Genomic DNA, 26,977 nt, shown 5'->3' on the forward strand with positions numbered 1-26,977 from the left:
CGCTTCGACATTGAGATACGAAAAGCCCGGTGAAAGCCGGGCTTTTTTCTTGAGGCGGCCAATTACTCGCTGACGATCTTGACTTTCATGCCCTCCTTCGGCTGCTCGCCGGCGCGAAGGCCGTTCAGGGCGCGGAACCGTTTGGTTCTGAAATTCGCAAACTCCATCCGTGTGCCGAGCGTCTCCGCCGTCTTGCCGTGGGCGACGGTGACAATGCGCAGGCGCAGCGGCTTCGCAGCGCGCGCCTCGGCTTCGGACAGGCGATGGAAGCTCTGCACCAGTTCGCGCAGCTTGCCATCCTGCCGCGTCCCGGCCGCGGGCGGCACCCCCATCAGGAAGCGATAGGCTGTGTCGGGCGTCCCTTCGACCGCGACGAGGCGCACATTGTATTTGCCGGACTGCGTCGTCGCCTCCGCCGCACCCATGCCGTTGAGCGTGAAACGGTCGATCTTCGAGAGGTCGGTGCCGGCGGCCCAGACGGAACCAAGATAGGCCCCGATCTCGACGGCGGGATCCTTCTTCGCCATATCGAACTTCACAATCGCCTCATCAGGGCCCTGCATGATCACGGCCTTCATCGCGTTGGTGATGGTGTAGTTCGGTGGCGCCGTGAACATGATGCGCAGCCCCGGATGCATGAAGCGCCGACCGCGCACCATTCCCTGCTCCGGCGCATCGCCATAGATCAGCCCATCCACAGCACGAAAGAGCGCGTCGCGATTGCGCTCGCCGGTTCCCGGCGCCACACCGGACTCATCGGCATGATCGCGCGCCGCCTTCACACGGTCGGGCGTCGCCGGATGGCTCGCCAACCAGTCCCCCGCGGAGGTGTCGCGCTTGCGGTTCTTGATGCGGTCGCTGAGCGCCTGGTCGCCCGCCATGGCCTCAAGAAAGTCAGCTTCCGCTTGCGGGTCGTAACCGGCTTGCGCGAGATAGCGCACACCCAGCGCGTCGGCCTCATATTCCTGATCGCGCGAATAGCCGGCGAGAAGCCCCTGGCCGCCCACCCCCGCGACCTGACTGACCGCCGATGAACCGACAACCGCGCCGAGCACGGCCCCCACTACGGAGGCGCCCAGCGCAGCTGTCTGGCGCTGTGCGCCGTGCCGCGCAATCACATGGCCGATCTCATGGCCGATGACGCCCGCCAGTTCCGCCTCGTCATCGACCAGCGCGAGAAGGCCGCGTGTCACATAGACATAGCCGCCCGGTAACGCGAAGGCGTTGACGATGGGACTGTTGAGAATGGTGACGCGATAGGTGATGCCATTTCCGCCTGCGCCCTTTGCAATCCGCGCCGTGACCTCGGCCACATAGGCGCCGAGGCGCGGGTCGTCATAAACGCCGCCATAGGCCTCGACGATTTTCGGGTGCGCCTCCGCGCCCTCACGCGCTTCATCTTCGGCGGACATGAGGGGCGCGAGCTGCACATTGCCGGTAGCGGGGTTCGTCGTACAGGCTGCGAGGCCCATCAGCAGTGCTGCCGGCATCAACAATGGCAGCAGACCGCGCATCGCCTCAATCGCTCGACCGGCGCGTTCGTCCGCCACTATTCGCCGCTTCCTTGCCATGCTCCGGAAACTCGATCTGCTCAGGATGCGTCACCGTGATCTCGGGCCCGTTGAAACTCTCCAGGAAGCCGCGCACACGTGTTACGCGGCCTACAAGCGTTGTCGGATGACCGAGAATCGAAGGCCAGACGCCAGCCTTGAAAAGCTTAGCTGCGGCGGGCGCGACTGTCACCGTGAAGTCCCGACGACGATCCGCGCCGAAATTCACATAGAGCCGTCCACGAACGGATGCCGCGTCCGCGACGACGCCTTCGACGATCACGAAGCGCCCTTCGGCACGATGCAGGCCCGCCAGATCTCCCGCATCGACGACAGCAAAGAAAGGATCGCTCCAAAGCCCGCGACGTGCGGCGCGGGCTTCCGCCTCGAGCACAAGAAGCTCCCCGATGCATGTGCGATTGTCCGGTGTGCTCATGACGCGGGCGAGACCCGCGGCGACCAGCCGGGCTTGCGCCGTTTGCCCATCGCCGAGCAGCGGAAAGACCTGGAGCCGGCCGTAACGATCCTCGCGCGTCTTGTCATAAGCGATGCGCGCGCCGTCGCGCAGAAGATCGGCAAGAAGTCCTTGGGCTTCTTGCGCATATTGTCCGCGCCCCTCGCCGGGCGGTGGCACCTCGACGCCAGCGAGCACCGCCTCGCGCCCATCGGCGAGAATGAGGCTTTGGCCATCGACAATCTCGCGCGGGAGCAGCGCTTCGCCGGGCCTGAGATTGCAAGCCTCGCCCGCGCCCGCAAATGCGCAGGCGAAACTCGCCGCGAGAAACGTGAGTAGCCTGATGTGGCTGAGCCTCATTCGCCGGGAACGGGCGCCTTGACACGCTGCGCGATGAGCGCCGCCTCCGTCCGGTTGCGCACACCGAGCGTCTGCAGGACCGCATTGACGTGCAGCTTCACGGTGGCGACGGAAATGCCGAGCACCTGTGCGATCTCCTGATTGGAACGACCCTTGGCCATTTCGTCCAGAACCTCACGCTGACGCGGCGTGAGCTTGTCGAAATTGCCGCCGTGAAAAGCCTCTGGCGCTTCGGCAAAACCTTCCGGCCTGGAACTCAACACGCTGTCGGGCACATAGCGCCCGCCCATCTCGATGAGCCTCAAGGCGCTCAATACAAGATTGGTCGGCAGACTCTTCGGGATGAAACCTTTGACGCCGAATTCCATGACTTCGCGCACGAAGTTCGGCGTATCGCGATCGCTGAAGACGACGAGCCTGGCAAGCGGCAGGCGCGCGAACTTCTCAAGCGTGGCCATAGCTTCCGCAGATGCCGAGCCCGCATTCAGTTCGACCAGAACAAGGTCGTAGCCGCTCGCATCCGCTTCGGCGAGCGCCTGCGACCCGGTCGACACGGTGACGTCCGGCTGCGCCTCGAGACGGCCGGCAATGGCGCCAAGCCCTTCGCAATAGACGGGCTGCGTTCCGAGAATCAGAACCTTCATCACATACGCTCCCCCTCTGCATGCCGATCTCCGCGCGGCGGCGCAGAGCCCAATTCGATCGGCTCAACCAAAGCGTGTGAAACATGGAACACACAACTGGCGACAACCTTTAGGCGTATACACTGTTGGTTTTGACCCAGTTTCGGTTTGGGGTAAAGAGCTGATGGCTGAAAATCTGATCGCATGGAGAAGACCCTTCGATGAGGGCCCTAGCGCATCGGTCTACATGAACCGGCTGGGATGCCTCACCTGCATAGGTCATACGCAATAAGAAGGCCGTAAAATCTGTGCCGATTCGTAACAAAACGGCCCGCGGCCGCACCATGGCGAAACGTCAGCCCGAACGGGCGTCATTCGTTTCGCATCAAAGGGAGAGCCTGTTGCGGCGCGCAAAAGCCTGACGTAGGGTGCCGCCTCGCTGCCGCTTCGGCAGCCGCAAGACCCCTTCCGGGGCCCCGTAGCTCAGCTGGATAGAGCACCAGATTCCTAATCTGGGGGTCACAGGTTCGAATCCTGTCGGGGTCACCAGCCAGCCCAGCGCCGCAAACAGATAGCGGATTTCCCTAGGTCGTCTCGACCGGGAAGGTGAATGTAGACTTGCGCCACCGGCAACCAGATCAGTGGACGCATCATGACGAGCCCGAAATTCGACATCGAGCGCCTCAACGCCTTCGCCCAGCAGATGGTGGAAGGCAAGAAGACCGCAATCGGCTTTCCCTGCAATCAGAACGTCAAGCTGGCTGACTTCTATCACTGGTATGCGGTTTCGGGTCTCGCGGACGTGGCGATGAACAACGTGGGCAATCCGCGCAAGCCAAGCCTCTATTCGCTCAACACGCATGAGTTCGAGAACGAGGTCATCGACTTCTTCGCCCCGCTCTACGGATTTGCCGAAGATGACACCTGGGGCATCGTGACCAATGGCGGAACCGACGGCAACAATCACGGCATCTATTTCGGCGTCAACGTCCTGCGCGATCGGAGCGCACTCAGGCCCATCCTCTATGTCTCGGAAGAGGCGCATTACTCGATCAAGAAGCTTGGCGACCTGCAGGATCTGGATATGCAGCTGATCCCCGCCAATGTCAGCGGCGAAATGGAGGTCGACGCGTTGGAACAGGCGCTGGACCCGAGCCGTCCCGCGCTGATCGTGATCGCCATGGGCTCAACCTTCAAAGGCGGCATCGACGATCAGGATGCGATAGACGCCGTTTTGGCGAGAAAGAAGCCGGTTGCATTATATCGCCATGTCGACGCGGCCCTCTTCGGCGGCTATCTGCCCTTCACCGAGCATGCCCATCTGGTCGATCGCCGCTTGCGCAAATTCGATTCCATCGCCGTCAGCGGACACAAATTCTTCGGCTTCGACGAGCCATTGGGCCTGTTCATCACGACCAACGATGTGCTGAACACGCAGAACCCGTTTCACGTCGCCTATCTGAACGATGCGGTTCCCACGATCACTTGCTCAAGATCCGCGCTCGCCCCGCTGAAGTTCTGGTGGCAGATCCACAAGACCGGTTTTGAAGGTTACCGCCATCAGGCTGAGTTGATCCTGAAGAACGCCGCCTATCTGAAAGAGAGGCTCGACGAGATCGGCTATCCCGCCTGGAAGAGCGCCTGTTCAAACACGATCTATTTCCGGCGCCCCAGCGAAAGGGTCATGCGCAAATGGGGACTCGCACCGAATGAAGACGAGCGCCTCGGCGGCAAGCTCGCGCATGATGTCGTGATGCGGCATGAGGGTATGCATCTCATCGACCAATTCATCGAGGACATCGTCGAGGATCTGGAGCAGGCGCGGCAGGGCTGAATGGCGGCGTCTCTCACGCAACCGGATTTTCGATCCTGTAGCCCAGTTCGCGCCGCGCAAAGCGATCAACGAAGCTCTCGCGCTCGACGAACAGTTTTCCGGGCGGATTGTCCGGCCGGATGGCCGAGGGCCTGCGAAGCGCTTCGTTCCAGAGATGAATGGCCAGCGTGTCGGGCCGAAGCAGCGGCTCGATTTCATGCCGCGCCGAAACAAGCGTGTGGGCCTTCGCATGGTGAACCGGATAGAAGACATGTGCCGGTTTAGCCAGCGCCAACATGTCCGATTTCCCGATGAAATGGCTGAGCGCGTCAGGTCCCAATACGCCCCATGGAAGTCTATCGACCGGGACCGGCCTTGCGGTGAGAAAGCGCCTCGTCAATCGGAGGCGGCGGCGCAAGGGATAAAAGGGCGGGATCGGATATCGCTTCATCGCGAAGCGGCAAAGTGCATCCACAACCCCGGATTCGCGCGGCAGGTGAAGCACAGCTCCATTGACCCTGCCCGGCTCTTCAAGTCCGAAAATATAGTCACCCTCCTCACAGGCGAAGGGCTGCAACTGAAGCACGTCTAGATCGAGCCAGAGCCCCAGCCCCGCCCTCATCAGAAAATAACGAAATCTGTTTGAACCCAGCGAGGCGCTTCCCGTAGCGTGATGGAAGATCATGTCCTCGAAAGGCATGACTTCGCGCGCATCGACCTCCTCAACGCCCTCCGGAACGGAGGCGAGCCGCTCGTAAGAGAACAGCCGAACCTTTTCGCCCTGCCGCAACATGGAAAGCAGGCTGATCGTTTCGATATCGCCGAGGCGCGGCCCGTGCCAGAAGCAATTGAGGTAAGCCATGCGTCATGCTGCTCCCGCGTCGCGCGGGATCGCCTTGAGAAAGGCCTCGATCACCCTGTCCTCGCGGCACTGCTCCCGAAGATGCGCCACCTTCTCGTGAGCGATATTCCAGTTCTGTGAGCCGAAGGATGCCGATACGAACGCGATGCTATCGACGATATCGCGTCCCCTTTTTATATCGAACAAATAAGGGTAATCGGCGCCGAGATTCGCGACCGCCTCCGCATCGTCGCGTTGCGCCATTACCACCGCGCCGCAACGCGCCGCGACATAGCCCTTCAGAAATGGCTTGAAGCCATCGAAATCCTGCCTCTGCCGAAAGAGATAGTGGCAGTTATAATAAGCAAGCTGCCGCATCCAGCCGGGCTCGTCATAATTCGAGGCGTCGATGACGTCGCAGATATTCGTGAAGCGCCTTCGCCAGTTGATGAGATTGAACCATTTCCTCTTGCGCGGCAAAAGCGCATTGGACGGCGCGCCGAAATAGGCGATGCGGAAATCATCGTTCTGGCATCGCACCTCCGGCATCCGCATATCGAGATGATGCGGGATGAAGGCGACCCGCACCTCCCCGCCGAACGCATCGGAGAAATGATCGAGCTGGGTCAGCGAACTTGCGACGAGGCAAGTCGAACGAAGCGCCAAATTCCGAAAGCCCTCATCGGTTCCCATGTCGAGCGGGTCGAAAATGATCCTGCCTCCCGCCGCCACAATCGCCTCAAAACCGGCGATGCCGAAGTCGAGCGCGAAGCTTTTGGTAACGAAATAAGTGGCGTCTGCCTGTTGCGGCAATCCGCGGGCGACCGAGGATTTGAAGCCGCGCTGGCGCAATCCTTCGCGGACGAGTTTTTCAAGCTGGATTGCCCGCAGATGAACGGAGCCAAAATGGCTTGATTGGGCGCCGGCCAGAAAAACAAACTCACGCATCAGTCAGCTCGTCTCGCGTCTTCGCCGTAAATGCATATGTCACCATCAGCATGCGTGATACGCGATGCACGATCCATGTGCAATTTGTTCGATCCGCTTGAAAAACAGGCATCTTGCCATACGGCGATCTTGACACCGTTCCGTCGATTTCATCAAGGATTCCTGACCTTTTCTACGCAGCGCCACGGCCTCACGCAATGCCGCGATGCGGCACACGAATTGCAAAACCCTGTCTTGTATACATTTTTCCGTGCCTCTGCCTGCTTATCGGGCAGCCTGCAAAAGGGGTGAAGAAGTGAGGCGTAGTTCTCCGATGCGGTTGGCGCTGTTTACCAGCTCGCGAGTGTCGGACCGGCTTCGCCATGCATCGCCTGCTCAGCCGGACAACATGGAAACGATGTCCCGCCGCATGAGAGGGATCTGTGCATGAGCTCGGTGAGTACCGCTATACAAGTAGACAAGAACGCGTCCATGGCAGCGGCGACGGAACACGCGAGCTCCCGCCCACTCATATCGATCAAATCCGTCGACAAGATTTACCCGAACGGAACCGAGGCGCTGCACAATGTCAGCCTCGAAATTCCCGGCAAACCGCAATTCGTGAGCCTGCTCGGGCCGTCCGGCTGCGGCAAGAGCACGCTGCTGCGCATGATTTCCGGCCTCGACCGCCATACGGGTGGCGAGATCGAATGGCCGACCACGGCCTATGACTACAAGGGCCGTCCGCTCGCAGAAATCGGCTTCGTTTTCCAGGAGCCGACGCTGATGCCCTGGGCCAATGTCTTCGACAATGTCTATCTGCCCCTGCGGCTGAAGCGGCAAACGCGCGCCAAGGTCCACGATCAGGTGATGGACTCGCTGCGCATGGTGGGCCTCGAGAAATTCGCCAGGAGCTATCCACGCGAACTTTCCGGCGGCATGAAGATGCGTGTCTCCATCGCGCGCGCGCTCGTGACGAAGCCCAAGGTTCTGCTGATGGACGAGCCCTTCGCGGCGCTCGACGAGATCACGCGTCTGAAGCTCAACAACGATCTGCTCGCCCTCTGGGAAAAGCAGAACCTGACCGTCATCTTCGTCACGCATAGCGTCTTCGAGTCTGTCTATCTCTCCGATCGCATCGTCGTGATGGCCGCGAGGCCCGGTCGCATTCTTGCCGATCTTTCCATTGATGCGCCCTACCCCCGCACCGAACAATTCAGAACCTCATCGCTCTACAACGAGCATTGCCGCGACGTGTCCGGTTGGCTGAAGCAGGCCATGGCCGGCGTGGAGGATGAACACTGATGAACGCCATGAATGAAATCCGGACACCCGCTCCCGCCGCAGTCGCCGCCAGGACGCCTGGTTCGAAGAGCGCCACACGCCGCATCGGCGAGAAGGCGCTGCTGCAACTTGCGCCCTTCATCTTCGGATTCTTCATGCTCGCCTTCTGGGAAATCATGGTGCGTGTCAACGACGTGCCGGTCTATCTGCTCCCCGGGCCAATTCTGATCGCCAAGACGCTCTACACGGATTTCGGCTCGCTCTGGCCGAGCCTCGTCATTACATCGCGCATCACCATCGAAGCCTTCCTGATCGCGGCCGTCGGCGGCCTTCTGCTCGGCATGCTCTTCACCAGCTCGCGCTGGATCGAGCGCTGCCTCTTTCCATATGCCGTGGTGCTGCAGGTGACGCCCGTTGTCGCCATCGCGCCGCTGATCATCATCTGGGCGAAGGACACGCAGCTCGCGCTTCTCATCTGCGCCTGGCTCGTCGCCTTTTTCCCGGTGGTCTCCAACGCTGCGGTCGGCCTCAACAGTACCGACCGCAACCTCATCAACCTCTTCCAGCTTTACGGCGCCAGCAAGCCGCAAGCCATGTGGCTGCTGAAGCTCCCATCCGCCATGCCCTATTTCCTCGCCGGTCTTCGCATCTCCGGCGGCCTCGCGCTGATCGGCGCGGTAGTCGCGGAATTCGTCGCCGGCACGGGCGGCACACAATCCGGCCTCGCCTACCGCATCCTCGAAGCGGGATACCGTCTGCAGATCCCGCGCATGTTCGCCGCGCTTTTCCTGATTTCGGCGACCGGCATTCTCATCTTCTTCGTTCTGTCCCTGCTTTCGCGTTTCATCCTGCGCCACTGGCATGAAAGCGCCATGGGCGACCGCTGACCGCCGCCAAGTCCTTGAGGCAAACAAATGCTCGTAACCCAGCAACCCGTTCTACGCCGCTTCTGGTATCCCATCGCGCCGGCGGCGCAGCTCTCCGACAAACCTTTCCCCTTCACGCTGCTGGGAGAGAACATCGTTCTCTGGCGCGACGCGGACGGCAAGGCACAGTGCATCCTCGACCGCTGCTGCCACCGATCGGCGAAGCTCTCGAAAGGCTGGGTGCAGGATGGGCGCATCGTCTGCGGCTATCACGGCTGGGAATATGACGGCACGGGACAATGCGTACGCATTCCGCAGATGACGGAGCGCGAGACGATGCCCGGTGCGCGCACGCCCGGCTTCAAGGTGCAGGAGAAATACGACTACGTCTGGGTCACGCTCTCCGAGGAACCGCTGGCCGGAATTCCCGATCTCAATGAAGCGGAAAAACCCGGCTACCGGCAGGTCCACGAGTTCTACGAAGTGTGGGAATGCGCAGGCCTTCGCCTCATGGAGAACTCCTTCGACAATTCACATTTCAGCTTCGTCCATCGCGCAAGCTTCGGCGATCAGGGTCACCCCGAACCCGCCAAGCTCGAAATCATGGACACGCCGACGGGCTTTCGCATGCTCACCGAAGTGCCGGTGCGCAACCCGGAAGTCCAGAAGAAGAATCTCGGGATGGATGACGACTGGACTGTGCGCTACATGGACAGCAACTGGTTCCTGCCCTTCGCCCGCGCGCTCCGCATCACCTATCCCAACGGCCTCTTCCACATGATCTTCACGGCGGCGACGCCCATCGACGACGAACGCTCGATGGTCTGCCAGTTCGTCGTGCGCAACGACACCGAGGCCGACGCCTCGGCCGAGGACATCATCGCCTTCGACCGTATGGTGACCAACGAGGACCGGGAAATCCTCGAGAGCACGGAAGGCGATGTGCCTCTCGAAATCGGAACGCGAGAGGAAATCCATATGCGTTCCGACCGCCCCGGCATTGTCATGCGTCAGAAGATGAAAGCGCTGCTCGATGCTCATGGCGAGGAGGAGCGCCGCGGCGAAGCGCCCGTCGCACTCCGCAAGATGATTCAACGAGGCTGATCCATGTCTTCACCCGATCTTGTCGCGCTCGGCAGCGCCGGCGCCAATCAATGGCGCGTGAACAAAACGACATGCGATCTCGTCCGCAAGACGCGAGCGCCAAAGTCCGTCAGTTTCGCCGCCGAACCGCAGAACCTCTCCATCGACCTCACGCGCAGCGCCATCATCGTCATCGATATGCAGAACGACTTCTGCCACCCCGATGGCTGGCTTGCGGGCATCGGGGTCGATATGACTCCCGCCCGCGCACCCATCGAGCCGCTGTCGAAGGCGCTGCCGGCCCTCCGCAAGGCCGGTGTTCCGGTGATCTGGGTCAACTGGGGCAACCGTCCGGACAAGCTCAACCTCAGCCCTTCGGTGCTTCACGTCTACAAGCCGGACGGCCGCGGCATCGGCATCGGCGATCCGCTGGCGAGCAATGGCGCACATGTGCTCGAAAAGGACAGCTGGGCGGCCGCCATCGTCGATGAACTCGCCATTGAACCCGACGACATCCACGTCGACAAATATCGCATGAGCGGATTCTGGGACACGCCGCTGGACAGCATCCTGCGCAATCTTGGCGTGACGACGCTGCTATTTGCGGGCGTGAACCTCGATCAATGCGTCTTCGGGACGCTTCTGGACGCCAATTGCCTCGGCTATGATTGCGTGTTGTTGACGGATTGCTCGGCGACGACGTCGCCTGCCTTCTGCACCGACGCGACAATCTATAACGTGAAGCAATGCTTCGGCTTCACGGCCACCGCCACGGACATCATTGCCGCTATCGATTGACCGACCCATGAAAGTTCTCGTCGTCTATTCGCATCCCGTTCCAGAGAGTTTCTGCGCCGCGCTGCGCGATACCGTCGTCGACGCGCTCAAGGCGAAGGGACATGATGTCCGCCTGACCGACCTCTATGCGGAGAATTTCGATCCGCGCCTGGGATGCCAGGAGCGGCGCGACTATCACACCGAAGGCAAGAACCTCACCTACGTTCCCGAGCACATCGCCAATATCCAGTGGGCCGAGGCGCTTATCTTCGTCTTTCCGACCTGGTGGTACGGGTTGCCTGCCATGCTGAAGGGCTGGCTCGATCGCGTCTTCGTGCCCGGCGTCTCCTTCACCATGCCGAAGGGACAAATGCCGATCATGCCGGCGCTGACCAATGTGAAGCTCGTCGGTGGCATCACGACCTGCGGCTCGCCGTGGTGGTGGATGAAGATCGTCGGCGAGCCTCATCGCCGCACATTGTTGCGCGGCATCAGGGGCTCGTGCCATCCGCGCTGCAAGACGCTGTGGATGGCGCATTACCGCATGGATTCATCCACGCCTGAAAGCCGGAAATCCTATCTCGCCCTGGTGAGGGAGCGGCTCTCGCGCCTTTAAGCGAAAAGCGCGTCGAGTTCGCGGTAGTCGGGCACCTGCGCATCGAGCACCGCGCCATTGCGAATGACAAGCCGCGCCGCACGCGGCCGCGCGAGAAGCTCCGTCCAGTCACGAACGCGGAAGAGAATGAGATCGGCAGGAAGCCCCACCGCGATCTTTCCCGCACCCTTCAGGCCCATCGCATTCGCAGGCGTCGAGGTGATGCCCGCCAGCCAGGGATCGGCCGGCAGGTCGAGATGCGCGATGCGCACGGCTTGCGTGAAAACCTCGACCGGATCGAGATCGCCATAGGCATAGAAGGGATCGCGCGTATTGTCGCTCGCCATGGCGACGGGAACGCCCGCAGCGGCGAGTTCCTGCATCAGCGTCACGCCGCGCCAGCGCGGTGTGCGGCCTTCGCTACGGCCCTGCAGATACATATTGCACATGGGCAGCGCGACGATGGTGATACCCGCATCGCGTACCTTCGCGATGGTGCGCGCAGCCTCTTCATCCGTCCGCTGCGCGAGGCTGCAGCAATGACCGGCGACAACGCGGCCTTCCCAGCCATGGCGCATGGTGGCATCGGCCAGATCTTCGAGATTGTTGGAGAGCGGGTCTGCCGTCTCGTCGGCATGAACGTCGATATCGAGATTGCGCTCCACCGCGAGGTCGAAAAAGCGATCGAAGGTTTTCGCCATGCCGGGCATGCTCTTCGCGGCAACGCCCAGAATACCGCCATGCTCGGCGACGAGGTCGGCGAGGCCTTCCGCCTCCGGCGCATCGTAGAAAGGAAGATGCACGAGGCAGGAACCCTGCAACTCTATGCGCCCGGCCCATTTGCGCTTCAGCTCGCTGAAGACGGGCCAGCTGATTTCACCTTGCGGCGGGAACGAGTCGACATGAGTGCGGATCGCCGAGGTGCCATAGGCATAGGCGCAGCGCAGCGAAAACTCCATGCGCGCGGCAACATCATCAGGCGACCATAACGCGCGGTCAGCCGTGACAGCGGCGAGCGCGTCGTCGTGCGTGCCGGTCGCATTGCGCGTGCGCCCGAGTGTCTGCCCCTTGTCGAGATGCGTGTGAAGCTCGACGCAGGTCGGCCAGATCATGCCATCGTCAAGATCGACCACGGGCAAAGCGCCATATGCGTCGGTTATGCCGATCGCAGCAATCTTGCCGTCCATGACGGCGATGCCGGTTTTCACCAGCTCGTCCGTATCGCCCCCCTCCAGCGCGCAAGCTGGCACGCGACCATTGACCAGTCGATAGGAACCTTGGGGAATGGAGGGGAACACGCCGGTACTCTTTCTGAAAATGGACGCCGGACGGGAGACCCCGCCCGGCGCTCGTCACATCACTATTACTTTACACCGAAGCCCTTATCGACGAACTGGAGCGTGTAGGCGGACTTGGGATCCATGCCTTCCTTGGCGAGACCAGACGCCTGCATCTGCTTGAAGATCGCAGCCCACTTCTCATCCGTCATGGCGCCGATGCCGAGCTTCTTCGTGTCGCCCGAGTCGACGATGCCGTACTGGATCATCAGCTCGCGCGCCTTCTTCATCACCTCGAGCTTCATGTCGGGGTTGTCCTTCTGGATCAGCGCATAAGCCTTGCTCGGATCCTGGGTCAGGAAGCTGATCCAGCCCTCGACCGACGCCTTGATGAAGCGCTCGATCACGTCGGGCTTCTTCTCGATCATGTCCTTGCGGGCCGAGAGGATCGAGGCATAGTCGTTGAAGCCGTTGTCGGCGAGCAGGAAGACTTGCGGATGGGCGCCTTCAAGTTCGACCGTGTAAGGCTCCGAGCTCACATAACCCTGCTCGATGGCATTCTTGTCGGCCAGGTACGGGCCCTGGTTGAAAGTGTAGGGGCGCATCTGGTCGTCGGTGAAGCCGAAGTTGGAACGCAGCCACGGCCAGTAGGAATCCTGCGCGTAGGACGACACCATGATCGGCTTGCCCTTCATGTCGGCGAGCGACTTGAGGCCGGCTTCCTTGTGCGCCATCAGGATGGTCGGGTTCTTCTGATAGAAGGCGGCAACTGCGATAACCGGGATGCCTTCCTTCGTGTAGATGATCGGCAGATAGGCCGAGGAGAGACTGGCGAGATCGAGCGCGCCGGTGGCGACGAGCTGCGGATTGTTGACCTGCGGACCGCCGGGAACGATTTCGACGTCGAGGCCGTATTTCTCGTAAATGCCGAGCGCCTTCGCCTGATAGAAACCGCCATGCTCGGCTTCAGCGATCCAGTCCGTGCCGAACTTCACCTTGTCGAGCGCCTGCGCCTCGCCGCCCAAAAGGCCCGCAGCCATGGCCACGGCCCCGATCAAAGCCGCACGTCCGAAAGACGTGAACAGTCTCGATTTCATCTGCTCTCACCCCGTTTTTAAAAACTCAACGAACATGGTCGCGCCATGTTTTGTAAACCTGCGGCTGCAAGCGATATGCCATTGGATTTTGCCGGATTACTGCGCTGCTCATCATCGCGGCGACGCCGATCGCCCGCAGTCGCGCCACTCGATGACGAAACTTTGAGCAATGCGGCGTCGCTTGCATACAAAGCAGCTCAGCCAGCTGCATAGAGGTAGGTCTTGTCCTTCGCCGCGGTCCAGCTCGGGTCTTCCCAGGCGAGCATCTTGCCGGGATTGAGCAGACCCTTGGGGTCGGACTCGCGCTTGAAGTCGAGCTGCACGAGATCGACTTCCTTCATGCCACCCTCTTCAAGCGTGAAGGCATGTGGGTTGAACTGCGCGCAGCCATGCTCTTCGTAGAAAGCCATGATCTCGTCGAGCCGTTCGTCGGTCGTGTAACGCACGAGCTGGATACCAAAGCAGGTGAAACCGCCGCCGGAGCGCACGAATTCGAGGTGGTGCATCACCTCATCGCCGAAATGCTCATTCATCTTCTGCACGAGTTCGACATTCTGTCCCGCCGGGAAGAAGGTCTGGAGATACGTGATCGACTTGTCGTGCTTCAGCGCCCACATGGTGGTGTGGTTCCATGTGTACTCATAGAGAGGGATTGCCTTCTCCGCTTCCACTTCGGACTGCGACTTGCGATAGACGACCTCGCCGCCGCGATCCTCCACGAGTTCGAGCAATGCCTCGAAGGAATGGGGTGCGACCAGCGAGAAAATCGAATGCTTCCCCTCGCCGATATAGGGCTTGAGAGACTTGAAGTAGCTCTGCGGAACAGGTGAAGGCAGCAGGGCGCAGGTCTTCTTGAGAATGCCGGGACTCTCGACCAGCGCCTGGCCGAAGCGCGCGGCGGTGCCGAAATCATCGAAGGTTATGACCGTGTCGATCCAGTCATAGGCAGGCGCCAGCGGTATCTCGACTTCGGTGATGATGCCGTTCGTGCCGTAGGCGTGATTGACCTTCTGGATGTCGTCGCCGCGCAATTCGAGGATGCGCGGATTTTCTTCCATGGTCAGCACACGAGCCGCGAGGATATTGCCGCGATCGCGCAGCAGTCCCCAGTTCGCAGCGCCGACACCGCCCGAACCGCCCGCGATGAAGCCGCCAATGGTGGCGGCACGCCGCGTGGACGGGAAGATGCGCATCTCCTGTCCCTGAGCATTTGCGGCCGCCTCGAGATCGTGGATCTTCGTGCCCGCTTTCACGCGCACCGAGCCGGGCTTCATCCAGACGATTCCGGTGATGTCGGACATGTCGAGCACGACGCCGCCCTTCATCGGCATGGCCTGACCGTAATTGCCGGTGCCGGTGCCGCGCACGGTGAGCGGCACATTATGCTTGAAGCAGAATTTGATCGCCGTGAGCGCTTCTTCCTCGGTCCTGGGCAGCACAACGAGATCGGCCAGCACCTCATCAAAGATCGGCTTGAGGCGAGGGCTGTACCAATAGAAGTCCCTGCTGCGCTGCTTTATCCGCGTCGGGTCGGCGAAAGTTGGAATATCGCCGAGCTCGCTTGTGAAGGCCAAAAGATCACGCATGGCAGTACCTCGTTAAAGAAACCTGCCATGCAATCCGCAAAGACCATGCCACGTATGGGGCTCGGCAAAGCGCGGGATGTCGGACCCGCCCGCTATGCTTTTGCATACATATTGACCGACCGCGCTTACGCTTTAGGCAGAACCTCGCGCAGCCGGATGTTTTCCAGAGGGTAGCGGGCGATCTCACCCAGCAGCTCGACGAGGCCCGCAGCAGCGCCGTCGACAAGCAGTTTCCCCTTTTCCGCATCGGCCAGCGTCGCGTCGCCGCAAGCGCCCTGCTCGTTCAGATCCTGCGCCTGCCAACCGAAGCCGACGCCGCCCTCCGGCGTCAGCAGGCGATACTCGTTTTCCATGAGCGCGGAGAGCGAGACGAAGTTCTGCGCCTTGTCCATCCGCACGAGGCCGGGATGAAGATGCAGCATCATGGAGGTCTCGACCGCGCCGCCATGAATGCCGTGCTTCATCTCCGCATCGGAGAAGAGACCGGGCTGATGGTCGAGCTGCCACCATGCGGTCGTGACGACGAACATGCCGAGGCGGATGCGCAGATCGCGCGCGACGATGTCGACCACCTGCGGCTGACCGCCATGCGAATTGAAGATGAGCAAGCGGCGAATTCCCGCACGCGCCACGCATTCGCCGATCTCTGTCCAGACGCGGATCAGGGTTTCCGTCGAGAGCGTGAGCGTTCCCGGAAAGGCGGCGTGCTCGTCGCTCTTTCCGATGGTCTGGGCGGGAAGCACCAGCACATCGAGTTCCTGCGGCAGAAGCGAAATCGCCTTGTCCACGATGCCTTTGTTGAGTCCTGCATCGACGAGCACGGGCAGATGCGGCCCGTGCTGCTCGGTGGCGCTGACCGGAAGCACCGCCACCACCTTGTCCTTGTCCAGCGCGTCGAAATCGCGGGTCGTCAGTTCATGCCAATAGCGCGGCTTCTTCAAGGTCGCCATCTCAGAGACCTCCGAAAACGGCGATATCTTCTTCGTCGAGCGTGACCGGAATACCCTTGCGGATGAGTTCCGCGAAACCCTCGTTCGGCATCATCGTCGTCAGACAGTAGAGCTTGCCATCGCCTGTGTTCTCGACGACATGCTCGGACTTCGGCGGCAGCACGAGCACGTCGCCCGCCTTCAGCGTCGCCTCGTTACCGTCGCACCAGGCCCTGCCCTCGCCCTTCAGAACGAAAAACATTTCATAAGCGGTGTCGTGTGCATTGGGCGGCGTCTTTCCGCCCTTCTCGAACACCTCGATGACCGTGACAAAGGACACGTTGTCGGTCGTCGGGTCCATGACCAGCGCGAAGTAATTCGTATCGTCAGGGCTGATGCGATAGCAGGGATAATCGGCAATGGATTTCTTGATAGGCAACATGGGGGTACTCCGTTTTCCGGAAGCAGGAGCAAGCGCCATGCCAGCCGCGACGCGGCAAAAGGACGTGGTACGAATCTTGTAACGTGGGGCGTGGTTCTCACGAGTGGAAGTTGCCATGCGCCTGCCTTACGAAGTCGACGGTCCCGTCACACAATCCATGATCACGTCGGATGGCGTGCGCCTTGATGCGGATGTCTACAGGCCACGCGGAGAGGACGATTTTCCCGTTCTGTTGATGCGCCAGCCCTATGGCCGCAAGATCGCGGCGACCGTCGTCTACGCCCATCCCTCCTGGTATGCGGCACATGGCTATATCGTCGTTATTCAGGATGTGCGGGGACGCGGCACGTCGGAAGGAACATATCGCCTCTTCGTCGACGACGTGCGCGACGGCGGCGAGACGGTCGCCTGGGCCGCGGGGCTGCCGGGCTCGACCGGCAAGGTCGGCATGTACGGCTTCTCCTATCAGGGTGTGACGCAGCTTCTTACGCTGGCGTCGGGGGCGCCGGCACTCGCGACGATCTGTCCCTCAATGTGCGGTTACGACATTTATGGAGACTGGGCCTATGAGGGCGGCGCCTTCTGCTTCTCCGGCGGCCTCGGCTGGGGTCTTCAGATGGCGGCGGAGCAGGCGCGCATCGCGGGCGACGAGAAAGCCTATCTCGCCCTCCTTTCCGCCTCCCGAAATCCTCCGCTCAACGAAGCGCGGCCTTATATGCCGAAGGTCGCCGAGGAATTCGGCGGCTATGCGCACTATCCCGACTGGGTAGCGCATCCGACACGCGACGAATATTGGCAGGGCCTCGCGCCGCGCGATGCGCTGGCCGACAAGCCCATCAACATTCCCATGCTTCATATCGGCGGCTGGTATGACGGATTCCTGATGGGCACGCTCGGCTTCTGGAAGGAAGCGACCCGCCGCACCTCCACTTTGCAGAAGCTCGTCATCGGCCCCTGGACGCATATTCCATGGGGCCGCGCCATCGGCGGCGTCGACATGGGCGCGAGCGCCGTCAGCACCATCGACGAGCGTCAGATCGAATGGTTCGACCATATATTGAAGGGCGCCGCTGCGCCCGCGAGGCCGGACGTCGAACTCTTCGACCTGGTCGCGCAGAAGTGGCAGGGGTTTGGCGCATGGCCGGAAGCCGCCTCGTCTCGCTTCCTTGCAAGCAAGGGCCTGTCGATGACGACCGCATCGGGCGGCCTTGGCGTCGAGAAGATGAACGACGCTGTGCCCGATCGCATCGTGCATGACCCGTGGCGGCCCGCGCCTTCGCTTGGCGGCCACAACGCCTATCCCGGCGGGATGCAGAACCGCGCCTCGCTCGACGACCGCACCGACGTTACGACCTACACGTCCACGCCGCTCGAAGCGCCGCTCGCGCTTGCGGGCGAGGTGAACGTGTCGCTCTCAGTCTCCGCCGACCAGCCGAGCTACGATATCAGCGCCATCCTGTCGCGCGTGACGCCGGGCGGGCAGGTGTTCAACCTCACGCAAGGCCATGCACGGGTCGAAGGCGCTTCGGGGGGGCTCGTGAAGGTCGCGATGCGCGCGACCTGCGCGACGCTTCAGCCGGGCGACGCGCTGCGCCTCTCGCTCGCGGCGGCTAATTACCCCGCCTTCGCGGTCAACCCGGGAACTGGCGACGCGCCTCTCGATACGAGGCTCATCGATTGCCGCGTCACGACGCTCACGGTCGTCAGCGGCGGCGAAAGCGGTTCCTTCATCTCGCTGCCGATCCTCCCGGGTTGATCACTCGTAGCGCAGCGCCGCGATGGGGTCGAGGCGCGCTGCGTTGCGGGCCGGGAAATAGCCGAAGACAACGCCGACGGCCGCAGAAAAAACGAAAGCGACGCCGATGATCCAGAGGTTGAGCACGAAGGGAATGCCGACCATCGGCGCGACAAAGGCGGAAATCGTGAGACCGATAAGGATGCCCACGACGCCGCCCGCGAGCGAAAGCGATCCCGCTTCGACGAGAAACTGAAGCAGCACTTCGCGCTCATAGGCGCCGATGGCGAGCCGAATGCCGATCTCGCGGGTTCGCTCCGTCACCGAGACGAGCATGATGTTCATGATACCGATGCCGCCGACGAGAAGGCTGATGGCCGCGACCGCGCCGAGGAAGGCCGTCAACAGCGTCGTCGTGCTTTCGACGAGGCTCGCGATCTCGCGCATATCCTGCACCTGAAAATCGTCTTCCTTGCCGCCGACGATATGGCGGCGCTGCCGAAGCAGAGCTTCGGTCGCGGCCTTCACCTTGTCGATCGAGCCCTCGCTGCGCGCCGAGATGAAGATCATCGATACGTCATCGACGCCGGAGATTCGCCGCTGGAAGGCAAAAAGCGGCATGATGACGGTATCGTCCTGATTGTTGCCGAAGCCGGACGAGCCCTTGCTCTGGAGAAGCCCGATCACTTCGCAGGAGCCGGTCCCCAGACGAATGCGCGCGCCGATCGGGTCCTGCTGGCCGAAGAGATTGTCGCGGACCGTCGTGCCTATGATGCAGACGGTGCGTCCGGAGCGCTCTTCCGCCTCGTCGAAGAAACGTCCCTTCTCGACCGCCCATTGCCGCGCTCCGAAATAGGCGTTGGTCGTACCCGACACGGTCGTCGTCCAGTTGGTGTTGCCATAGACAGCGCGAACCGAAGACGTCGACATGGGCGCGACGGCCTGGATCCCGTCGATGCTGCGTTTGATCGCCTGCACGTCTTCGTTCTTGAACGGCGCGCCACCGCTGGACGGACCTGTCTGGTGCGTTCCGGGCATGACCATGAGCAGGTTCTTGCCGAGACTTGAGATGTCGTTCGAGACTTTCTGCTTGGCGCCACCGCCCAGCGTGACCATGGCAATGACGGCGGCAACGCCGATCATGATACCGAGCATGGTGAGCGCCGAACGCATGACGTTGCGCCGGATTTCGCGGAAGGCGAGGAGAAGCGTTTCGACAAACATGTTCACGCTCCGCCCGCAGGCGCATGGCCAGGCTGATTCTGATCCGAGGAAATCTTGCCATCGCGGAAACTCACCGACCGCCGCGCATAAAGCGCCATATCGGGCTCATGCGTCACCATGACGACGGTGATGCCACGATCGTGGTTGAGGCGCGCGAGCAATTCCATGATCTCCTGCGAGCGATGCGAGTCGAGATTGCCGGTGGGTTCGTCGGCAAGAATGACAGCGGGATCGCTGGCGATGGCACGGGCGATGGCAACGCGCTGCTGCTGCCCGCCGGAAAGCTCCGACGCCGTGTGGCCGCCGCGATCGCCAAGGCCGACCGCCTCCAACGCTTCTTGTGCGCGGGCATGACGCGCCGCGCGGGGAACGCCGCGATAGATGAGCGGAAGCTCCACATTCTCCAGCGCCGTGGTGCGCTTCAGAAGATTGAAGCCCTGAAAGACGAAGCCGAGATGATTACGGCGCAGAAGCGCCCGCTGATCGCGGGTGAGCGACCCGACATCGACGCCGCGGAAGAGATATTGGCCGGAAGTCGGCGTATCGAGGCAGCCGATGATGTTCATGCAGGTCGATTTGCCAGATCCGCTCGGCCCCATGATGGCGACGAACTCGCCGTCATTGATGACGAGATCGACACCATCGAGCGCATGCACGGCATTCTCGCCATGCCCGTAGACCTTCGCGACCTGACGAAACTCGATCAATGCCGGAGAAACCGCAGAAACTGCCACGGCTATTTCTCCTTCGTCTTGATATCGGTGATGACGACCGTGTCAGGCGCGACGTCGCCGGCGAGAACTTCGGTCTTCTGGCCGTTGGTGAGCCCAAGCTGCAAGGGCACGGCGGTCGGTTCGCCGTCCTTCAACACCCATACATATTTCTCGACAATGCCCTTCTCCGACACACGGGCTTCAGGCGCTTTCGCATCGGGCGGAGTGAACCGCGTCGCGCCGTTGGGAACGAGCAACGCATCCTTCTTTTCCGCCGTGACGATTTCCGCCGTCGCGGTCATGCCGGGACGCAAAAGGAGTTCCGAATTGTCGACCGTAAGCACGGCGACATAAGAGACGACATTGTTCGTCGTCGTCGAAGCATACCGGACTTTTTCAATCGACGCCTCGAAGATGCGGTTCGGATAGGCATCGACGGTGAAAGTCGCCTTCTGTCCAGTGCGCACTTCGCCCACATCGGCCTCGTCCACCTTCACTTGCAGTTCCATGTGACGCAGATCGTCGGCAAGCGTGAAAAGCGTCGGCGTTTCGAATGTGGCGGCAACTGTCTGGCCCGGCTCGACATCGCGTTCGATGACAACACCGTCGATGGGCGACTTGATGGTGGCCTTTGAAAGCGACGTCTCGTCGGCGGCGAGCTGCGCTTCGTAGGATTTGACCTTCGCCTTCGCGCTGGCGAGGTTCGCCTCGGCGCGCTTCAGATCGGCATAGGATGTGTCGAGTTCGAGCTTTGAAATCGCGTTCTGCTTCGAAAGGCCGCGATAGCGCTGCCACTTCGCATTGGTCTCGATCAGCGTTGCCTCGTATTGCAGGACGGTCGCGCGCGCATCGTCGAGATTGGCCTTGGACTTTGCCACCGTCATTTCGAGCGTGGCCGTGTCGAGCTGCGCGAGAATCTGACCCTGCTTCACCTGATCATTGTAATCGACAAGAACCTTGTCGAGACGGCCGGAGACTTCGCTGCCCACCGTGACCGTCGTCACCGGCTCGACCGTGCCGGTCGCCGTCACCGTGACCTTGAGATCGCCTCGCGCCACCTTGTCGGTCACATATTCGACCGCGCCACTGCCACCGAAGAAGATGAGCCGCACGAGAACGACGAGAACGACGAGAACGACGCCGCCGGAAAGCCACGGGCGGCGCAATATCCAGGTCCTGATCCCTTTGGCGCCCGCTTCCGGCACGAGCCCAAGGCTCTTCAATGTGTCTTCTTTCGCCTGGCTCATATCGGTCGCCCGGAACGGGCTCTCCTGTCAATCATTCAAATCGGGAACGGGCCGCGCGGCCAGCAGTGACATTAACGGAAAAGCGGTCTTTTTCCGTCGCTGCGGCCCTGTTGTCAGCCACGCGCGCATAGTCTAGGACGTGCATCTCATGCGCAATAGGCCTCGCGCCGCAGGGGGTACTGTGACATTCTGGAACGGGCCGACCAAGAGCCCGCGCAATGCGAAAGACGCGAGACCGAGCTTGGCATGGGCCGTATCCTGATCATCAAACATGGTGCGTTCGGCGACGTCATTCAGTGTGAAGGCGCGCTCAGGGATATTCGCGAGCATCGCAAGGATGACGAAATCGTCGTGCTGACGACGCCGCCCTATCGCCGTCTCTTCGAGCGCTGCCCATGGGTGGATCGCGTCATGGTCGATGAGCGCGCGCCGCGCTGGCGCCTCGGCCTCATGTGGAAACTCGGCAAGCAGCTGAAGGCCGAGAAGTTCGACATGGTCTACGATCTTCAGAATTCACCGCGCACCGCGAGCTATTTTCGCTGGTTCTTCCAGGACACGAACTGGTCGGGGACCGCGCCCGGATGCAGTCATCCGCACCGCGCGAAACATCCAAAAAAAATCCGTACGCTCGACCGCCTCGCCGGCCAGCTCAAGGATGCGGGCGTTCCCGTGCGCCATACGAGGCACCCCGATGTCTCATGGCTCGCCGAGGATGTGACGGCGCTTCTGACGGAGGCGGGCGTCACACGCCCCTATATCGTGCTGATCCCCGGCTCGTCGGCCCGCCACCCGCAAAAGCGCTGGCCCTATTATGCCGCGCTGGCCAGGCGCCTGATCGAGGATGGGCAGCAGGTCGTCATCGCACCGGGGCCCGACGAACTGGAACTCGCCGAGACGATACCCGGCATCAAGCTTCACGGGCCTCGCGGCTTCATCAACTGGTTCGAATTCGCGGGCGTGCTGAAAGGCGCGGCCTTCGTCGTCGGCAACGATACGGGGCCGACCCATCTTGCCGCCCATATCGGCGCGCCAGGCCTTGCTCTTTTCGGCTCTCACATGTCGGCAGAGCGCACGGGTATCGAGCGCGAGAATTTCACTGCACTCGAAGTCGCGCATCTCTCGGCGCTTCCCATCGAGCGCGTGCTCGACGAGATCTATCTGCGCGCCAAGCTGCCCGCGCCCGCCTGACGCTTCAGTTGAATTCGGTGTAGGACTTTTCCTCGACGATCGCCGAGCCAGTAATCCGGTTGATGTCCTTCTTCAGCATCGCGCGCCTGTCGTTCTGCTTGTAGACCGAACGCGCGAGCTCGATGAACTTAGGTCCGAAATCCTTGTCCGCTTCGCATTGGCGGATATCGTCCTCGATGACCCACAGCGCCTCGTTCACGGCCTTGAGCTCGGCCTCGAGCACACGAAGCTCCGGCGTATCGGGCACATGAGACCGGCGGGCCCGGTCCAGCACGTCGAGTTCGTAGCGCACATTCCGAAGCTTGTCGGGGTCGCTCATGCGCTCCGACTTGATGGCCAGAATGGTGATCTTGTCGACGAGCTCGCCGGGTCCAACCTCGATCAGGATGGGGGCGGGCTTTCCGGCCTGCGGCATGGGTTTGCTCCACTCATATGACTTCGGAATCCTTATAGCGAAGCTCCGGGACCACCGGAAGCCCTGGGAAGGCCGGTCACAAAACCGGCTTTTCACCTTGGCATCGCAGCACAAGCTGTCACAATGCTCGCCTATCTTGCCATGCATCGCGGGGGCGGCATGTCGTTGATTTCTCGTCTGGTCGAAGGTTTGCGCGGAAGGCTGGAGATGCCCGAGCATCGCGCCGCCGCGCGCGCGGACGACCCTGTTCTCATAATCTCCATTGGCGGGATCGACCATCAGGCCCGCAACTGGTCGACGGGCGGCGCCTGCATCGACAATTTCACGAGCGCGGCTGCCGTCGGCGATATCGTGAGCGGCACATTGCGCTGGAAGCCGGCAGCGCCCGGCCAGTCCTTCGCCGCTGAGGTCACGCGCGTCGCGCCGGGCGGCATTCTGGCGCTCAAATGGCTCGACATTCCCGAGTTCGTGCTGCTCAGGATGGAAACCGAGCAGCAATAATCTCCCCCTGCACTTTCGCGCGGCCAGCTTGTAGCCTTCTCCCAACAAGAACCAGAGCTACGGGGAGAGAGAATATGGCTGACGCAACGGCAACTCCAATACAGGCCTACGAAACGCTGATCATCCGCAAGGAAGGGCCCGTCGACTGGGTGACGATGAACCGCCCCGATGCGCTCAATTCGCTCAATCCGAAGATGATCTCCGAGCTTCAGGACTATTTCGGAAAGCTTTATACCGACCAGTCGGTGCGCATCGTCGTGCTGAAGGGTGCGGGCCGCGCCTTCTGCGCCGGGCTCGACCTCAAGGCGAGTTCGATCGCGCGGAACGACGCCGACGGCAATTCGCGCGGCGGCGTGGTGGAGGGGCTCAGGACGCAGCGCTCCATCAGCGAAATCGTCATCCGCATGCGCCGCTGCCCGCAGGCGATCATCAGCCTGGTGCATGGTCCGGCCTGCGGCGGCGGCTTCGCCTTCGCGCTCGCTTCCGACATTCGGATCGCGGGGACAAGCGCGCGGATGAACGCCGCCTTCATCCGCATCGGGCTTTCGGCCTGCGATATCGGCGTTTCCTACTTCCTGCCGCGCCTCGTCGGTGTTTCGGTTGCGTCGGAACTGATGATGACCGGCCGTTTCATCAACGCGGCCCGCGCCGAGCGCGTCGGCCTCGTTTCGGAGGTGGTGCCGGATGAAAAGCTGGAAGAGGCGGCGCAACCCTATATCGACGAGATGCTGACGACCTCGCCGATCGGGCTCCGCCTGACAAAGGAATGCCTCAACATGTCGGTCGACGCGGGGAGCCTCGAAGCGGCCATCGCAATGGAAGACCGCAACCAGATCCTTTGCGCGCAGACCAGCGACATGAAGGAAGGCGTCGCCGCGTTCCTACAGAAGCGCAAGCCGGTCTTTACCAATAGCTAACCAAGAATGCGGGGGACCGAAGCGGAGTTGCACGGGAAACATTAACCTTCGGCGGATAGAAGTGCTGTAGCGCCGTGAGTAAAGGTCCAATGCTTCCAGTAGATCCCCCCTTCCCCCCTATCGCGCTTTGCGCAGACGCCGAAGCGGCACCCTTTGAATTCGAGAACAGCCGCAAATTCCTGCGATGCTGGCGAGGCCACTGCCACGACAATGAATTGCCCCGCGCCGACGAGCTGAACCTCGGCGCGATGAAGTCGCTGCTGCCGGAACTCCTGATCTATGACGTGGTCGACGCCGCCACGATCCGCTTTCGCCTCGCAGGCACACTCGTCGTCAAGCGCATGGGCTTCGAGCCGCGCGGCATGAACATGATCGAGCTCACGCCGCCGCGCATCCGTGGTCAGGTCGGCCTCGCTTTCACCGTCGTCGCGCAACACCGCATCGGCATCGTCTCGCATTTCAGCCATATCTATGAAGGCGGCAGGCCGGGCCGCGTCGAAATGGTGATGCTGCCGCTCGGCGCACCCGAAGGTCAGCCGCCCCGCGTCATGACCCTGGTGAGCCGCGAGGCCTATGAGGGCCGCGCGCCATTCGGCCTCGAGGAGACGGCAGATCGCGTCGAGGATGCGACGCTGATCGACCTCGGCTACGGCTTTCCCGATATCGGCGCCCTTCTCGCCAGGGCCGCCTGACGCTTTTCGCGGAAAGCTCGTCCGCCTATCATGTGCCCCTCTTTCGAAACGGGGGAACCATGAGCGAAGCCCATAAGGACATCATCCGCCGCTATGCAGAGGCAATTGGCGCGATGGCCCTCGCGCCCGTCATGCGAAGAGGAAAGACGTGGATGGCCCGGACGAGCCGGGCCATGACGGCTTGTATTTTGATGACCGTCTCTGTCGCCCATGCGGGAACCTACGACCGCGCGCGCTATGCGGTGACGCTGCACGATCTCGCCGCGCTCCAGACGGAACTCGGGGCGCTGGCGGAGAAGATCGAGGCGGGAATGACGCCCGAAGAGGCGCGCCCGCTCGCGGCCCGCGCCGACGAGCGCCTCGGCTGGCTCCGCGCGACGCTCACCGAGGCCTCGATCCCGGACCGCGCGACGCTGCGGGCGAAGGATGAGCGCCCCTATGCGCGCTGCATCGTCTGGCTCGCGGGCGATCTGGAAGACCACGCGCAGGACGTGGCGACGGACCTCTCCATGATCGCGCGGGGCGCGGCGCGCGCGGACCTCATTCCCCTCGACCGTGGAGAGATCGCGGCGGAGGGGCCGAGGAAGGGCTGTCCGGGCTAAGCGAAGCGGGGGAGCGGATGCGCGTCTGGCCCCGCGAGGCTCCGCCTCCGGGGGTGTGATACGGGGCGCGCCGGTGAAGGGGCGCGGGGCGGAACGTCATTCGCACATGTCCTGCATGTGACATGTGGCATGTGCAGGGGCGAAAGCGCCCGGCCCCGCGCGCGGCATTTTTTCGACTTCTTCGTGTTCCGATCGCCGTACTGCCCGAACGTCCGGTCCCACGAGTCCGTTACCCTCGCGAGTCCCGGATGCCGCTCGCCTCCCACGCATCGGACGGTCCGGCACGTCCCTTCGCGAAGGCGATGGAGGTAATATGGGGGCGGATGATGGGGCGGGGATTAGTTTTTTTGACAAACACAGAAGCAAGAGGAACTCTCATTTCAAAGATGCCGTCATCAAGGCGTATCGAGACCGTGTCGAGCATTTTCTCGAAATGAACTCTTTGACAAAGTCTCGATTACTTAAAGTTCAGACGAAGCCCAGTCGCGCAGCACTCAACGACTATGAGATTGACTCGAACAAATCCTCTTCGAGCTCGCCAACCTCGCGACCAATCCGCTTCGAAAACACTTTCTCAACGTCTTCCGGCGATAATGCATCGACATTTTTTTCGCCGATGCTCGCTAAATATTTTCTCTTATCTTCTACACCAAACTCATCAAAGTTCGGAATATATTTTGTTCTTTCGAGGTCATATCGAATTTCAAAATAGGACCGCAAAAAAGTCTTTGTCTCCGGCAAATATCGATCCAAGCCACGCCGCATCATCTGCCGTTTTAGAAATTCGTCCATTCTTGCAAACTGGCTTATGTTGTCAGCCTGACGGAAGAATGAAACCCACCCAAATTGTTTCCCGTTGAAACGGCATCCTGTTATTTTTAGATTCAACTTCCGCAAAAATCTCGCATCCCCTCTCTTGTACTTTGCCCTTGTAATAACGCCAATCAGTACAGAGAACATTCTCTTGTAGGAGGATGGTCGAATAGAAATTCGACCTCTCTTTATATGAAATCCTAGATATTCAATTCCCACATCTATCGCCGAGATATACGACTTTCCGCTTTGTCTAATTGGATGATGTTTGAGCTTTTTCGCCTTCAGAAGACCACTCAACTCCCTCATGACATCGTCAACCTGATTCTTCTTAGAAATAACCAGAATGGTAAGCGATGTTTCGTTCACACCTTGACTGGATAATTCCAAGGGAGCAGATCTTTGATCTGGCTTTGCTTGTGTCCG

Annotated in this window: 26 protein-coding genes, 1 tRNA gene and 1 pseudogene; 13 read left to right on the plus strand and 15 right to left on the minus strand. The window is 61.3% G+C overall.

Annotated features, from left to right (window positions below):
• Positions 1-62: 62 nt before the first annotated feature.
• From F2P47_RS15840 to F2P47_RS15850, 3 genes are read right to left on the minus strand one after another with little or no spacing between them, the layout of a single operon-like run.
• Positions 63-1,550, minus strand: coding sequence for a M48 family metalloprotease (locus F2P47_RS15840; protein ID WP_185681159.1), 1,488 nt, complete (start codon positions 1,548-1,550; stop codon positions 63-65).
• Positions 1,519-2,364 carry a thermonuclease family protein gene (locus F2P47_RS15845; protein WP_152217357.1) on the minus strand — a complete coding sequence of 282 codons (846 nt, stop codon included), beginning with the start codon at positions 2,362-2,364 and terminating at the stop codon, positions 1,519-1,521. The genes F2P47_RS15840 and F2P47_RS15845 overlap by 32 nt, the downstream gene beginning before the upstream one ends.
• Positions 2,361-3,008, minus strand: a complete 648-nt coding sequence (locus tag F2P47_RS15850; RefSeq protein ID WP_152217358.1) for a response regulator transcription factor — start codon at positions 3,006-3,008, stop codon at positions 2,361-2,363. The genes F2P47_RS15845 and F2P47_RS15850 overlap by 4 nt, the downstream gene beginning before the upstream one ends.
• Positions 3,009-3,459: 451 nt before the next feature.
• Here F2P47_RS15850 and F2P47_RS15855 point away from each other — a divergent pair.
• Both F2P47_RS15855 and F2P47_RS15860 read left to right on the plus strand, forming a co-directional pair.
• Positions 3,460-3,536, plus strand: a tRNA-Arg gene (locus F2P47_RS15855).
• A 103-nt stretch (positions 3,537-3,639) separates the two neighbouring features.
• Complete coding sequence (locus F2P47_RS15860; RefSeq protein WP_152217359.1) at positions 3,640-4,821, plus strand: aminotransferase class V-fold PLP-dependent enzyme; 1,182 nt, start codon at positions 3,640-3,642, stop codon at positions 4,819-4,821.
• A gap of 13 nt (positions 4,822-4,834) precedes the next feature.
• On the opposite strand, the gene F2P47_RS15865 is transcribed toward F2P47_RS15860, so the two are convergent.
• Both F2P47_RS15865 and F2P47_RS15870 read right to left on the minus strand, forming a co-directional pair.
• Positions 4,835-5,662, minus strand: coding sequence for a hypothetical protein (locus tag F2P47_RS15865; RefSeq protein WP_152217360.1), 828 nt, complete (start codon positions 5,660-5,662; stop codon positions 4,835-4,837).
• A gap of 3 nt (positions 5,663-5,665) precedes the next feature.
• Positions 5,666-6,589 (minus strand): hypothetical protein, encoded by a 924-nt coding sequence (locus tag F2P47_RS15870; RefSeq protein WP_152217361.1) that lies wholly within the window; start codon positions 6,587-6,589, stop codon positions 5,666-5,668.
• Positions 6,590-7,060: 471 nt separating this feature from the next.
• Between F2P47_RS15870 and F2P47_RS15875 the strand changes: the two genes are divergently transcribed.
• Genes F2P47_RS15875 through F2P47_RS15895 form a run of 5 tightly spaced genes read left to right on the plus strand, consistent with a single transcriptional unit; the run spans position 7,061 to position 11,194 of the window.
• Positions 7,061-7,873, plus strand: a complete 813-nt coding sequence (locus tag F2P47_RS15875; RefSeq protein WP_152217362.1) for an ABC transporter ATP-binding protein — start codon at positions 7,061-7,063, stop codon at positions 7,871-7,873.
• An 8-nt stretch (positions 7,874-7,881) separates the two neighbouring features.
• Positions 7,882-8,739, plus strand: a complete 858-nt coding sequence (locus F2P47_RS15880) for an ABC transporter permease (RefSeq protein ID WP_152217382.1) — start codon at positions 7,882-7,884, stop codon at positions 8,737-8,739.
• A 27-nt stretch (positions 8,740-8,766) separates the two neighbouring features.
• Positions 8,767-9,822, plus strand: coding sequence for an aromatic ring-hydroxylating dioxygenase subunit alpha (locus F2P47_RS15885; protein ID WP_152217363.1), 1,056 nt, complete (start codon positions 8,767-8,769; stop codon positions 9,820-9,822).
• Positions 9,823-9,825: 3 nt separating this feature from the next.
• Positions 9,826-10,599, plus strand: coding sequence for a cysteine hydrolase family protein (locus tag F2P47_RS15890; RefSeq protein WP_152217364.1), 774 nt, complete (start codon positions 9,826-9,828; stop codon positions 10,597-10,599).
• Positions 10,600-10,606: 7 nt separating this feature from the next.
• Positions 10,607-11,194, plus strand: a complete 588-nt coding sequence (locus tag F2P47_RS15895; protein WP_152217365.1) for an NAD(P)H-dependent oxidoreductase — start codon at positions 10,607-10,609, stop codon at positions 11,192-11,194.
• On the opposite strand, the gene F2P47_RS15900 is transcribed toward F2P47_RS15895, so the two are convergent.
• The 5 genes from F2P47_RS15900 to F2P47_RS15920 all read right to left on the minus strand — a co-directional run bounded on the left by F2P47_RS15900 (position 11,191) and on the right by F2P47_RS15920 (position 16,504).
• Positions 11,191-12,471 (minus strand): cytosine deaminase, encoded by a 1,281-nt coding sequence (locus tag F2P47_RS15900; RefSeq protein WP_152217366.1) that lies wholly within the window; start codon positions 12,469-12,471, stop codon positions 11,191-11,193. The genes F2P47_RS15895 and F2P47_RS15900 overlap by 4 nt on opposite strands.
• A 65-nt stretch (positions 12,472-12,536) precedes the next feature.
• Positions 12,537-13,547 (minus strand): ABC transporter substrate-binding protein, encoded by a 1,011-nt coding sequence (locus F2P47_RS15905; protein ID WP_152217367.1) that lies wholly within the window; start codon positions 13,545-13,547, stop codon positions 12,537-12,539.
• 197 nt (positions 13,548-13,744) lie between these two features.
• Positions 13,745-15,133: an FAD-binding oxidoreductase gene (locus F2P47_RS15910; protein WP_152217368.1), complete on the minus strand. Its 1,389-nt coding sequence runs from the start codon at positions 15,131-15,133 to the stop codon at positions 13,745-13,747.
• Positions 15,134-15,258: 125 nt separating this feature from the next.
• A complete protein-coding gene (locus F2P47_RS15915) occupies positions 15,259-16,083 on the minus strand; it encodes a creatininase family protein (RefSeq protein WP_152217369.1) in 825 nt (274 codons plus the stop codon).
• 1 nt (position 16,084) lies between these two features.
• Positions 16,085-16,504 carry a cupin domain-containing protein gene (locus tag F2P47_RS15920; protein ID WP_152217370.1) on the minus strand — a complete coding sequence of 140 codons (420 nt, stop codon included), beginning with the start codon at positions 16,502-16,504 and terminating at the stop codon, positions 16,085-16,087.
• Between the two features lie 115 nt (positions 16,505-16,619).
• Here F2P47_RS15920 and F2P47_RS15925 point away from each other — a divergent pair, with 115 nt between their 5' ends.
• The gene (locus F2P47_RS15925) at positions 16,620-18,260 is read left to right on the plus strand and encodes a CocE/NonD family hydrolase (protein ID WP_204886728.1); all 1,641 of its coding nucleotides are present in this window, start codon (positions 16,620-16,622) and stop codon (positions 18,258-18,260) included.
• Here F2P47_RS15925 and F2P47_RS15930 read toward each other — a convergent pair whose 3' ends face one another.
• The 3 genes from F2P47_RS15930 to F2P47_RS15940 are packed head-to-tail and all read right to left on the minus strand — an operon-like array spanning position 18,261 to position 21,423.
• Positions 18,261-19,463 carry an ABC transporter permease gene (locus F2P47_RS15930; protein WP_152217371.1) on the minus strand — a complete coding sequence of 401 codons (1,203 nt, stop codon included), beginning with the start codon at positions 19,461-19,463 and terminating at the stop codon, positions 18,261-18,263. It abuts the gene before it with no gap.
• Between the two features lie 2 nt (positions 19,464-19,465).
• Positions 19,466-20,197, minus strand: coding sequence for an ABC transporter ATP-binding protein (locus tag F2P47_RS15935; RefSeq protein WP_185681160.1), 732 nt, complete (start codon positions 20,195-20,197; stop codon positions 19,466-19,468).
• Between the two features lie 2 nt (positions 20,198-20,199).
• A complete protein-coding gene (locus tag F2P47_RS15940; protein ID WP_152217372.1) occupies positions 20,200-21,423 on the minus strand; it encodes an efflux RND transporter periplasmic adaptor subunit in 1,224 nt (407 codons plus the stop codon).
• Positions 21,424-21,669: 246 nt separating this feature from the next.
• Here F2P47_RS15940 and F2P47_RS15945 point away from each other — a divergent pair, with 246 nt between their 5' ends.
• On the plus strand, positions 21,670-22,611 hold the full coding sequence (locus F2P47_RS15945) for a glycosyltransferase family 9 protein (protein WP_152217373.1): 942 nt from the start codon (positions 21,670-21,672) through the stop codon (positions 22,609-22,611).
• Between the two features lie 4 nt (positions 22,612-22,615).
• Here F2P47_RS15945 and F2P47_RS15950 read toward each other — a convergent pair whose 3' ends face one another.
• On the minus strand, positions 22,616-23,026 hold the full coding sequence (locus F2P47_RS15950) for a DUF6165 family protein (protein WP_152217374.1): 411 nt from the start codon (positions 23,024-23,026) through the stop codon (positions 22,616-22,618).
• A gap of 159 nt (positions 23,027-23,185) precedes the next feature.
• Between F2P47_RS15950 and F2P47_RS15955 the strand changes: the two genes are divergently transcribed.
• From F2P47_RS15955 to F2P47_RS15970, 4 genes are all read left to right on the plus strand, one after another.
• The gene (locus F2P47_RS15955) at positions 23,186-23,527 is read left to right on the plus strand and encodes a hypothetical protein (protein ID WP_152217375.1); all 342 of its coding nucleotides are present in this window, start codon (positions 23,186-23,188) and stop codon (positions 23,525-23,527) included.
• A gap of 74 nt (positions 23,528-23,601) precedes the next feature.
• The gene (locus tag F2P47_RS15960; RefSeq protein WP_152217376.1) at positions 23,602-24,444 is read left to right on the plus strand and encodes an enoyl-CoA hydratase/isomerase family protein; all 843 of its coding nucleotides are present in this window, start codon (positions 23,602-23,604) and stop codon (positions 24,442-24,444) included.
• Between the two features lie 89 nt (positions 24,445-24,533).
• Complete coding sequence (locus F2P47_RS15965) at positions 24,534-25,136, plus strand: PAS domain-containing protein (RefSeq protein ID WP_152217377.1); 603 nt, start codon at positions 24,534-24,536, stop codon at positions 25,134-25,136.
• Between the two features lie 59 nt (positions 25,137-25,195).
• A complete protein-coding gene (locus F2P47_RS15970; RefSeq protein WP_152217378.1) occupies positions 25,196-25,738 on the plus strand; it encodes a hypothetical protein in 543 nt (180 codons plus the stop codon).
• Between the two features lie 501 nt (positions 25,739-26,239).
• Here F2P47_RS15970 and F2P47_RS17755 read toward each other — a convergent pair.
• A pseudogene (locus F2P47_RS17755) lies at positions 26,240-26,977 on the minus strand (hypothetical protein); the annotation flags it as partial.

Origin of the sequence: Parvibaculum sedimenti, from assembly GCF_009184905.1 — a bacterium.
Lineage (GTDB): Bacteria > Pseudomonadota > Alphaproteobacteria > Parvibaculales > Parvibaculaceae > Parvibaculum > Parvibaculum sedimenti.

Coding starts and splice junctions, on each gene's coding strand:
- F2P47_RS15965 (WP_152217377.1), top strand. CDS start 24,534: ATGCTTCCAGTAGATCCCCCCTTCCCCCCTATCGCGCTTTGCGCAGAC.
- F2P47_RS15885 (WP_152217363.1), top strand. CDS start 8,767: ATGCTCGTAACCCAGCAACCCGTTCTACGCCGCTTCTGGTATCCCATC.
- F2P47_RS15845 (WP_152217357.1), bottom strand. CDS start 2,364: ATGAGGCTCAGCCACATCAGGCTACTCACGTTTCTCGCGGCGAGTTTC.
- F2P47_RS15850 (WP_152217358.1), bottom strand. CDS start 3,008: ATGAAGGTTCTGATTCTCGGAACGCAGCCCGTCTATTGCGAAGGGCTT.
- F2P47_RS15970 (WP_152217378.1), top strand. CDS start 25,196: ATGAGCGAAGCCCATAAGGACATCATCCGCCGCTATGCAGAGGCAATT.
- F2P47_RS15890 (WP_152217364.1), top strand. CDS start 9,826: ATGTCTTCACCCGATCTTGTCGCGCTCGGCAGCGCCGGCGCCAATCAA.
- F2P47_RS15925 (WP_204886728.1), top strand. CDS start 16,620: ATGCGCCTGCCTTACGAAGTCGACGGTCCCGTCACACAATCCATGATC.
- F2P47_RS15945 (WP_152217373.1), top strand. CDS start 21,670: ATGGGCCGTATCCTGATCATCAAACATGGTGCGTTCGGCGACGTCATT.
- F2P47_RS15880 (WP_152217382.1), top strand. CDS start 7,882: ATGAATGAAATCCGGACACCCGCTCCCGCCGCAGTCGCCGCCAGGACG.
- F2P47_RS15905 (WP_152217367.1), bottom strand. CDS start 13,547: ATGAAATCGAGACTGTTCACGTCTTTCGGACGTGCGGCTTTGATCGGG.
- F2P47_RS15910 (WP_152217368.1), bottom strand. CDS start 15,133: ATGCGTGATCTTTTGGCCTTCACAAGCGAGCTCGGCGATATTCCAACT.
- F2P47_RS15865 (WP_152217360.1), bottom strand. CDS start 5,662: ATGGCTTACCTCAATTGCTTCTGGCACGGGCCGCGCCTCGGCGATATC.
- F2P47_RS15875 (WP_152217362.1), top strand. CDS start 7,061: ATGGCAGCGGCGACGGAACACGCGAGCTCCCGCCCACTCATATCGATC.
- F2P47_RS15895 (WP_152217365.1), top strand. CDS start 10,607: ATGAAAGTTCTCGTCGTCTATTCGCATCCCGTTCCAGAGAGTTTCTGC.
- F2P47_RS15940 (WP_152217372.1), bottom strand. CDS start 21,423: ATGAGCCAGGCGAAAGAAGACACATTGAAGAGCCTTGGGCTCGTGCCG.
- F2P47_RS15955 (WP_152217375.1), top strand. CDS start 23,186: ATGTCGTTGATTTCTCGTCTGGTCGAAGGTTTGCGCGGAAGGCTGGAG.
- F2P47_RS15960 (WP_152217376.1), top strand. CDS start 23,602: ATGGCTGACGCAACGGCAACTCCAATACAGGCCTACGAAACGCTGATC.
- F2P47_RS15930 (WP_152217371.1), bottom strand. CDS start 19,463: ATGTTTGTCGAAACGCTTCTCCTCGCCTTCCGCGAAATCCGGCGCAAC.
- F2P47_RS15950 (WP_152217374.1), bottom strand. CDS start 23,026: ATGCCGCAGGCCGGAAAGCCCGCCCCCATCCTGATCGAGGTTGGACCC.
- F2P47_RS15920 (WP_152217370.1), bottom strand. CDS start 16,504: ATGTTGCCTATCAAGAAATCCATTGCCGATTATCCCTGCTATCGCATC.
- F2P47_RS15870 (WP_152217361.1), bottom strand. CDS start 6,589: ATGCGTGAGTTTGTTTTTCTGGCCGGCGCCCAATCAAGCCATTTTGGC.
- F2P47_RS15915 (WP_152217369.1), bottom strand. CDS start 16,083: ATGGCGACCTTGAAGAAGCCGCGCTATTGGCATGAACTGACGACCCGC.
- F2P47_RS15860 (WP_152217359.1), top strand. CDS start 3,640: ATGACGAGCCCGAAATTCGACATCGAGCGCCTCAACGCCTTCGCCCAG.